Genomic DNA, 6,076 nt, shown 5'->3' on the forward strand with positions numbered 1-6,076 from the left:
CCAATTCTAGGCAAGGCATATGCCGCGATTAGCGCCTCTCGTCCATCGGGCGGCCGCAACAATCTCCCGCGCTCTGCACGGGCGGACACGGAATGTCGCCATAGGAGCAGAAGACGCAGCAGTCGCCTGGTTTTGGCGTCAGCCGTCCGCCGCAGCCGGCGCAAATATGCACGACGACGCAGGCGTCTTGCGGCATGTCGAGCGTTTCGGCGCGCGCGCAGAGCGGACAGGTCAGGGTCGATTGAAGCCGCAAGCCGCCCATCATGGCGCGAACATCATCGCCGGATGTTCGATCACATGTTTGAATTCGGCCAAAAGCTCGGCGCCGAGCGCGCCGTCGACGGCGCGGTGATCGCAGGAGAGCGTCACGCTCATCATCGTCGCGACGGTCGGCTCGCCGTTCTTGACGATCACGCGCTGCTCGCCCTGCCCGACCGCCAGGATCGTCGTCTGCGGCGGATTGATCACCGCCGTAAAACTCTGCACGCCATACATGCCGAGATTGGAGACCGCCGACACGCCGCCTTCATATTCATGCGGCTTCAGCTTGCGGGCGCGGGCGCGGCCCGCCAGCTCCTTGATCTCGTCGGAAATTTCTCGCACCGACTTCGCCTCGGCGTTACGGATGATCGGCGTGACGAGGCCGCCAGGGATCGACACCGCGACGCCGATATCCGAGGATTTGTGCCGCAGCAAGGCGTCCGGCGTATAGGTGACATTCGCCTCGGGCTTGCGCTGAAGCGCGAGGGCGAGCGCCTTGACGATGTAATCATTGACCGAGGTCTTCCAGACCGGCTTGCCGTCCTGGCCGAGCGGCGCGGCGGAATTATAATCCTCGCGCAGGCGTAAGAGCGCGTCGATCTCGCAGTCGATGTTGAGATAGAAATGCGGAATGGTCTGGATCGCCTCGGTCAGCCGCCGCGCGATCGCCTTGCGCACATTGTCGTGGGGGATTTCCTCGTAGGAGCCGGCTTCGAAGAATTTGCGGGTGACGTCGCTAGAGGGCGCGACGGCGAGCGTCGCCGGCTTCGCAGCGCCCCCACGCGCGAGCGCCGTCTGCACGTCACGCTCGATGATCCGGCCGTGCGGGCCCGAGCCGGAAAGCGCGGAAAGATCAAGGCCTCCCTCCTTCGCCAGCCGGCGCGCGAGAGGCGAAGCGAAAATGCGCGGCGCGCCGGTGTCAGGTGTGACGAGCGCCATTATCACAACCTGTATAGGACAGACTTCGCCGCCGCGACCACCTCCGCCGCGCTCGGCAGCGCGAGCTTTTCGAGATTGGCGGCGTAGGGCATTGGCGTGTCCTTACCGGTGACGCGCAGCACCGGGGCGTCGAGATAGTCGAAGGCGTCCTGCTGCACGCGCATCGCGATTTCGGCCGAGACGCCGCATTGCGGCCAGCCTTCTTCCACGGCGACGCAGCGGCCGGTCTTCTTCACCGATTCGATAACCGTGGCGCTATCCATCGGCCGCAGCGTGCGCAGATCGATCACTTCGGCTTCGATTCCCTCCTTGGCGAGTTCGTCGGCGGCCTGCAGCGCATAGACCATGCCGATGGAGAAGGAGACGATCGTCACATCCCTGCCGGACCGCGCGATGCGGGCCTTGCCGATCGGCAGGACGAAATCCTCCAGCGCCGGCACGTCCGACGTCTTGCCGTAGAGAATCTCATTTTCGAGAAACACCACCGGATTGTCGTTGCGGATCGCCGCCTTTAGGAGGCCTTTCGCGTCGCTGGCGTTCGACGGCGCGATCACGATCAATCCCGGCACCTGCGAATACCAGGCGGTGTAATCCTGGCTGTGCTGGGCGGCGACGCGCGCGGCGGCGCCGTTCGGTCCGCGAAACACGATCGGGCAGTTGATCTGTCCGCCCGACATGTAAAGCGTCTTCGCCGCCGAATTGACGATGTGGTCGATCGCCTGCATCGAAAAATTGAAGGTCATGAATTCGACGATCGGCCGCAGACCGGCGAAGGCGGCGCCGACGCCGACGCCGGCGAAGCCATATTCGGTGATCGGCGTGTCGACGACGCGCTTCGCGCCGAATTCCTGCAGCAGGCCCTGCGTGACCTTATAGGCGCCCTGATATTCGGCGACCTCCTCGCCAATCACGAAGACGCTCGGGTCGCGGCGCATTTCCTCGGCCATCGCGTCGCGCAGGGCTTCGCGCATGGTCATGGCGACCATCGCCGTGCCTTCCGGCACCTCCGGCGCGACGCTCGCCGAAGGCGGCGCGACGCTCGGCGCCGGCGCGGGAGACGGCGGCGCGACGGCTTCGACGTCAGCCTTCGCGGACGCTGCGTCGTCGCCCTGCACGGGAGCCGCAGCAGGCGCGGGCGCGACCGCGTCGGAAACCTCCTCGCCCTCTTCGGCGATCACCGCGATCGGCGTATTGACCGCGACATTCTCGGTTCCGCCCGGAACAAGAATGCGCGCCAGCACGCCCTCGTCGACCGCCTCGACCTCCATCGTCGCCTTGTCGGTTTCGATTTCGGCGATGACGTCGCCGGCCTTCACCTCGTCGCCTTCGCTTTTCAGCCATTTGGCGAGCTTGCCCTGCTCCATGGTCGGCGAGAGGGCGGGCATGAGGACGTTTACGGTCATTCAATCAATCTCTCACGCCAGCACGTCGGTCCATAATTCGCTCGGGTCCGGCTCCTTGTCGGCCATGGCGAAATCGGCGGCCTCGGCGACGATCTTGCGCGCATTGGCGTCGATCTTCTTGAGTTCGTCCTCGCTCACCCCGTCGGCGAGCAGCCGCGCGCGGACCTGTTCGATCGGATCATGCTCCTCGCGCATTTTCTGCACTTCTTCCTTCGAGCGATATTTCGCCGGGTCGGACATCGAGTGGCCGCGGTAGCGATAGGTCTGCGCCTCTATGAGATAGGGGCCATTGCCCTTGCGGCACCAGTCGATCGCCTCGTCCGCCGCGGCCTTGACGATCCGCACGTCCATGCCGTCGATCTTCTTGCCGGGAATGGCAAAAGCCGCGCCGCGTTTCGCGAAGTCGGTCTGCGCCGAGGCGCGGTGGATTTCGGTTCCCATCGCATAGCGGTTGTTCTCGACGATGAACACGACCGGCAGTTTCCACAGCGCCGCCATGTTGAAGGCCTCATAGACCTGGCCCTGGTTGGAGGCGCCTTCGCCGAAAAACGTCAGGGAGACGCGGTTATCGCCTCTATAGGCGTTGGCGAAGGCGACGCCCGTGCCGATCGGCGCCGGCGCGCCGACAATCCCGTGCCCGCCGTAAAAATTGGCGGCGCGCGAGAACATATGCATCGAGCCGCCCTTGCCCTTGGAATAGCCGCCGCGCTTGCCGGCGAGTTCCGCCATCACGCGCCTGGGCTCCATGCCCGAGGCGAGCATATGGCCGTGGTCGCGGTAGCTCGTCGTGAACTGGTCGCCGTCCTGCGCCGCCATCTTGACGCCGACGACGACCGCCTCCTGGCCGATATAGAGATGGCAGAATCCGCCGATGACGCCCATGCCATAGAGCTGTCCGGCCTTCTCCTCGAAGCGCCGAATCAGCAGCATGTCGCGAAAGGCGGTAAGCTCCTGCTCGCGGGTAAAGGGCGGGACGATTGGCGCGCCCGTCGCGACGCCGCCTGCTTCCTCGACCATTTCACCGCTCCCGTCGCCAAGCTTCGCCGTGCAGGATAATCGAAGACGCCGCGAAAAACGAGCGCCTCGCCCTTCAAATCCAGGGCGATGGGTGGAGGGCTTCCTCATCCTGAGGAGCGTGCGCATTAAATGCGCAAGTCGGGTAAACCCGACTTGCGGGCGGCTCCTCAGGATGAGGGTGAGGAAAACCAACGTTCACTCGAGTTCGCCCTTCTGCAGTTCAATTTGGGGAGCGCGTCAGCGCGCGTCGAGCTGCGACTGCAGTTCCTCGGCGAAGGCGGTGATTCTCTTGGCGTTGGCGCCGAAGTCATGGCGCCCATAGCGCGACGCCGACCGCAGATCGATGCGGGTCTGGCCCGGCAGCGGCTTGAAGCGGACCGTGATGTCGTCGTCAAAACCCATCACCAAAGTTTTGTCGATGAAATCGATATGGCCGTCGCCGCTGCGCCCGCCGGGCGGCCGTTTGTCGACCAGCGTCCAGCCGCGCGCATTGGCGGTTTTGAGAACCAGTGCGAAAGCCTCGTCGGTGTCGAGGTCGACGACGATCGGTTCGACGTCCGGATAGGCCGAACGTTGGGCTTCGCGCATACGCGCCGGCAGGCCCGGCGGCTGGAAGCCGTTGCGCGCCTCGACGGCGGATTTCGAGAAAGAGAAATGAGGCGGATTGGCGATATCCGTCGAAATGTCGGACAGCACCGGGAGGCGCACCGCCTCGAAGGCGAGATAGGCGGGATAGCCGAGAGTCAGCGCGGCGATGAAAAGCGCCGCGGTCGCCGCGCCCGCGCCGCGCCGTCCCTCTCGCCAGATCACCCGGCAGGCGGCGCAAAACAAAAGCAGCGCGATCAGCGCCAGAGCCATGGCGCCGCCAAGCGACGCTAAAGCCGAAGGCGGGTCGATGGCGCCAAGTCGCCCCAAAAGGATCGCCAAAATCGCCACAGTCGCAGCGAAAATCGCGAAGCGCCGGCTCCACAGCGCGACTTTGGACCAAGGTTCGGGCGGAAGATGGCGTCGCATCGGATCAACGGCTCATGTGACCGCCTTCGCGGCGGCACCGCATTTTTCGCAAATTTATAGGGAATGCAATGGCTCTCGAAAATTTCAAAAAAAATCGCGCGAGCCGCGTTAGCGGCTCGGTTCCTTAGCGGATCGTTAACCTGTGGGGACAATTCTGGACAAAACGCACTTTGAGTTCACCCTCCCAGCGTCGAGCACGCCCATGTTTGACAAGTATTCAGTCGAGTTTAACGAAGCTCAGGCCGGCGGCCATCCTCACGACCTGCTCGCGCGTCTTTACCGCGAAATCGGCATTTCGGCCGTCGCCGCGGCGCTTGAGGTCGAGCACTTCGTGCGGCAGCCGACCGCCACGATCGAGCGTCTCGAGGACCGCCGCCTGCCTGCCATCCTTCTGGGCGACGAACTCGCCGCTTGACCTGCGGCGAGAGGTTGTAGCGACAGGCCTGGCGCTTGCTCCTAGGCGGCTATATGTTCGCGCCAGGAGGACTAAGCCATGCGCAAGGCTGTCGCCCTATTCCTGCTCACCGCAATCGCTAGCGCCGGTCTGACGGCGTCCGCCCCCGCCGACCCGCGCGTTCGAGGCTTTCGCGCCACGGTCCATCGCGCGCCGTCGCCGCGATATTCCGACGACGGTTATTTCTCCAATTATGTGACCGGACCGACGGGAGCGCCGACGCCGATCATGCAGGTGCCAGGCTCGGCAAGCGTCATCACCCGCAAGATGATGGACGACTTCCAGTCACGCAGCCTGTGCGACTCGCTGCGACTTGCTCCTGGCGTCAGCACGTCTGGTTGCTGAGGAAGAGATCGGGCCGGCGAATACGCAGCGCCTGGACCAGAACCAGCGTCTTCATGTCGACAATGGCGTCCGCCGCCATCATCGCGGCGAGATCGGTCAGGCCCATTTCGACGACGCATACCTCTTCGCTTTCATCGGCGACGCCGCCGCCGTCACTGACGCGATCCTCTGGCCGGTATTCGGCGAGGTAAAGCGCCATGCGCTCGGTCGATATGCCGGGCATTGTCCAGGCGGTGGCGACATGTTCGAGCGCGCCGAGTCGCAACCCCGCTTCTTCGAACGCCTCGCGCTCGGCTGTCGCCGCAAAATCATCCTCGCCCTCGACGAGACCGGCGATCGCTTCGAGCGACTGCGTCGCGCCGACCGCCACGAGCTGCGGCGCGCGCAGCTGCTCGACGAGCAGCGCCGTCCTGCGCGAGGGATCATAAGGCAACACCGCGGCGGCGCAGCCGTGATCCTCTACGTCGCGCAGGAAGATTTTTCCATCCGGCGTGCGGACTGTGGCGATCGACATGGTCGCCCAGCGCTTGTGCGTTTGTTCGAGTTTGACGACGGCGGGTTTCATGGCGCGCGGGTCCAAAAACAAGGGGGCAAGAGCGCTGCTCTTGCCCCCTTTTAGTTTTGCCGCGCTCCCACGTCGATC

8 protein-coding genes are annotated in these 6,076 nt (G+C 64.4%); 2 read left to right on the forward strand and 6 right to left on the reverse strand.

Features of this window, described 5'->3' with window-relative positions; genetic code table 11:
- Positions 1 to 28: 28 nt before the first annotated feature.
- From U1E20_RS16325 to U1E20_RS16345, 5 genes are all read right to left on the reverse strand, one after another.
- Positions 29 to 262, reverse strand: a complete 234-nt coding sequence (locus tag U1E20_RS16325; RefSeq protein ID WP_409981695.1) for a GDCCVxC domain-containing (seleno)protein — start codon at positions 260 to 262, stop codon at positions 29 to 31.
- The gene (locus U1E20_RS16330) at positions 262 to 1,200 is read right to left on the reverse strand and encodes a 2-oxo acid dehydrogenase subunit E2 (protein ID WP_409981687.1); all 939 of its coding nucleotides are present in this window, start codon (positions 1,198 to 1,200) and stop codon (positions 262 to 264) included. The genes U1E20_RS16325 and U1E20_RS16330 overlap by 1 nt, the downstream gene beginning before the upstream one ends.
- 2 nt (positions 1,201 to 1,202) lie before the next feature.
- A complete protein-coding gene (locus U1E20_RS16335) occupies positions 1,203 to 2,603 on the reverse strand; it encodes a pyruvate dehydrogenase complex E1 component subunit beta (RefSeq protein WP_409981688.1) in 1,401 nt (466 codons plus the stop codon).
- Positions 2,604 to 2,615: 12 nt separating this feature from the next.
- A complete protein-coding gene (gene pdhA, locus U1E20_RS16340; RefSeq protein ID WP_409981689.1) occupies positions 2,616 to 3,620 on the reverse strand; it encodes a pyruvate dehydrogenase (acetyl-transferring) E1 component subunit alpha in 1,005 nt (334 codons plus the stop codon).
- Between the two features lie 237 nt (positions 3,621 to 3,857).
- Complete coding sequence (locus U1E20_RS16345) at positions 3,858 to 4,634, reverse strand: DUF1499 domain-containing protein (RefSeq protein WP_409981690.1); 777 nt, start codon at positions 4,632 to 4,634, stop codon at positions 3,858 to 3,860.
- Positions 4,635 to 4,836: 202 nt separating this feature from the next.
- Between U1E20_RS16345 and U1E20_RS16350 the strand changes: the two genes are divergently transcribed.
- Positions 4,837 to 5,049, forward strand: a complete 213-nt coding sequence (locus U1E20_RS16350) for a hypothetical protein (protein ID WP_409981691.1) — start codon at positions 4,837 to 4,839, stop codon at positions 5,047 to 5,049.
- Between the two features lie 78 nt (positions 5,050 to 5,127).
- Positions 5,128 to 5,433 carry a TonB-dependent receptor plug domain-containing protein gene (locus tag U1E20_RS16355; protein WP_409981692.1) on the forward strand — a complete coding sequence of 102 codons (306 nt, stop codon included), beginning with the start codon at positions 5,128 to 5,130 and terminating at the stop codon, positions 5,431 to 5,433.
- Here the strand turns inward: U1E20_RS16355 and U1E20_RS16360 are convergent.
- Positions 5,414 to 5,998: an NUDIX domain-containing protein gene (locus tag U1E20_RS16360; RefSeq protein ID WP_409981696.1), complete on the reverse strand. Its 585-nt coding sequence runs from the start codon at positions 5,996 to 5,998 to the stop codon at positions 5,414 to 5,416. The genes U1E20_RS16355 and U1E20_RS16360 overlap by 20 nt on opposite strands.
- Positions 5,999 to 6,076: the final 78 nt, after the last annotated feature.

Origin of the sequence: Methylocystis sp. (assembly GCF_046349115.1) — a bacterium.
Classification (GTDB): domain Bacteria; phylum Pseudomonadota; class Alphaproteobacteria; order Rhizobiales; family Beijerinckiaceae; genus Methylocystis.

Bases quoted from the DNA above. Each gene is read 5' to 3' on its own strand.
- U1E20_RS16325 (WP_409981695.1), bottom strand. From the start codon at position 262: ATGGGCGGCTTGCGGCTTCAATCGACCCTGACCTGTCCGCTCTGCGCG.
- U1E20_RS16330 (WP_409981687.1), bottom strand. From the start codon at position 1,200: ATGGCGCTCGTCACACCTGACACCGGCGCGCCGCGCATTTTCGCTTCG.
- U1E20_RS16335 (WP_409981688.1), bottom strand. From the start codon at position 2,603: ATGACCGTAAACGTCCTCATGCCCGCCCTCTCGCCGACCATGGAGCAG.
- pdhA (WP_409981689.1), bottom strand. From the start codon at position 3,620: ATGGTCGAGGAAGCAGGCGGCGTCGCGACGGGCGCGCCAATCGTCCCG.
- U1E20_RS16345 (WP_409981690.1), bottom strand. From the start codon at position 4,634: ATGCGACGCCATCTTCCGCCCGAACCTTGGTCCAAAGTCGCGCTGTGG.
- U1E20_RS16350 (WP_409981691.1), top strand. From the start codon at position 4,837: ATGTTTGACAAGTATTCAGTCGAGTTTAACGAAGCTCAGGCCGGCGGC.
- U1E20_RS16355 (WP_409981692.1), top strand. From the start codon at position 5,128: ATGCGCAAGGCTGTCGCCCTATTCCTGCTCACCGCAATCGCTAGCGCC.
- U1E20_RS16360 (WP_409981696.1), bottom strand. From the start codon at position 5,998: ATGAAACCCGCCGTCGTCAAACTCGAACAAACGCACAAGCGCTGGGCG.